This window comes from Leuconostoc falkenbergense, from assembly GCF_014634805.1.
Taxonomy (GTDB): Bacteria; Bacillota; Bacilli; order Lactobacillales; family Lactobacillaceae; genus Leuconostoc; species Leuconostoc falkenbergense.
Genome location: NZ_BMBS01000085.1, coordinates 1 through 1,877, shown reverse-complemented (window position 1 = coordinate 1,877; position 1,877 = coordinate 1). Strand labels below are relative to the sequence as shown.

The 1,877-nt window shown below is 39.5% G+C and carries 2 protein-coding genes and 1 pseudogene; all 3 read right to left on the bottom strand.

Going from position 1 to position 1,877, the window contains the following annotated elements; translation table 11 throughout:
• Positions 1-916 (bottom strand): annotated as a pseudogene (locus IEU71_RS10025) (hypothetical protein); the annotation flags it as partial.
• 14 nt (positions 917-930) lie between these two features.
• Positions 931-1,320, bottom strand: a complete 390-nt coding sequence (locus IEU71_RS10020) for a hypothetical protein (protein ID WP_080519708.1) — start codon at positions 1,318-1,320, stop codon at positions 931-933.
• Between the two features lie 325 nt (positions 1,321-1,645).
• Positions 1,646-1,877: hypothetical protein (locus tag IEU71_RS10115; RefSeq protein WP_206753248.1), on the bottom strand; the 232-nt coding region annotated here is incomplete at its 5' end.

Sequence of the window (1,877 nt, the reverse complement as noted above, 5' to 3'; positions counted from 1 at the left end):
TGTAAATGTTGCTGGTATCATTCAAAAAGTCATTTGCTTTGGCTTTGTCTGCGTTCAAACGACTAACCACGTAATCGAAGTGTTCCGCAGGTAAATCAGCTTTGACATCACTCATTTCAAAAGCACTTGGTGCCAAGTTGACACGATCAATTAACTTTTGTGTAGGATCACTTTCAGCCATGATTCCCTCTGAGTTGTCTTGAGGCGGAACAACAGCTTGAACAATTGGCTTCGCTGTTTCAGCTGTTGATGGTTGCTTTGGCTGTTCAACTATCTTAGGAATATCAGGTACATTCTTTACGACCTTTTCTTGTGATTGGTCACTATTTTCATTTTCAACAGCTTGAACCACTGGTGGCTTGACTTCAATCGTTGTGCGTTGGAACTTATTAGCCTCAACTGTTAGGACTTCACCAGTTTCACGCGCCTGTCTAAACTGTTCCTCAGAAGGTAAATCTGGCAAATCATCTGATGACAGACTACCATCTGTAAGCACGGCATCCATCAGCGGTTGTAGGGCTTCAACAATAATGTCATAAGTCATATCTTCATCTTGACGAATTTCTGTGTCATTAAAAATATGATCAGCGGTGCTAACAACAATGTTTTCAAAGCCTGCTGTTAGTGTCGCTCTTTCCCAACTTAATCCTGTTGGCTCAGCACGACCTTTTTCATTGGTGATAAAGTAGACGACATTGCCTAAACGAACATCATGATCACCTGCCCGCACCACATCATTGACTAAACCAGCAGCGAATTGTTGTAGCCCTGACAGTGATACATTCGGCCAGCTTTCACTTACCCCACTTTTTTCTGCCAGGTCTTTAATCACCTCATCATTGAGATCAATTTCAGTTTGTTCAACGCGGGCAAAAAATGGATCACCGATACTAGTTTGTTTTTTCCTTCCAAACATCTCTCACCCCCTGCTTAGAATGGCCAGTTGATGACGTTTCCGCCACCAGCAGTTGTGGCAGTTTGCCAAATCCATGTTAGCAATAGGCCAGTTAAGGCACCACCCCCAATACCGAACATGGCGTGCATTAGCTTGCTGTTACTCTTTTGCGCCATCTGTTCATTACCAGTTGCACGCATGATGAAACCAATCAATAAGCAAATAGCGCCAACAACGATCAACACAATATAAAGAATTGTGATGACCTTTGAACCACTTGTTTTGGCAGCATCACCAATGTCCGCTGAGGCAACAGTCGGTAGCCACATTGGTAATGAAGCAACCAATCCCACGAATGTTTGTTGTAAGCGTAAAACCGGACGACGCTCCCATAGAAACTTGTTATGTGCATTTGACTTTTTCATTCAAAAAGTCCTCCTTTTTCTTTGTTGTGTTATCAACACACGCACAGAATAACAAGAATCAAAAAATTGTCATAAAGGTAAATGGTTTTTCCTGAGGCAAATAAAAAAGCCCATCCAATTGGACGGGTATACTTAATTTATAAAATCTAATCCACTTTATTGCCTTCTGAGTACTAAAATGGTGTGTTAACAAAGTGAAATACATAAGTTTTCTAATCATTCAAGCCAAATAATTTAAAAGTTTTTTGCACTAATAATTGCTCTTATACCAAAAAATGGACTTTTTTAGTATAAGAGCATATTGAAGGTATTTGATTATTTTACATTACCACTTTTGCCCACTGTGGTCAGTTATTATGTCCACAAATATTTGAGGAAGTTCATTGGTGCCTTCCAAAGAGTTGCCCTTATAGATGCCATAAACTGTTAGGTTATCTCCTTCAACAATTGGTTGATTCAGTGTATTTAAAATAATTAGTATTTGGTAGATTGTAAAATTAAACCGAACACTTGAATAAAAAAGCCGCAGCGCCTTTAATGGTAATTGTCTAAAACAA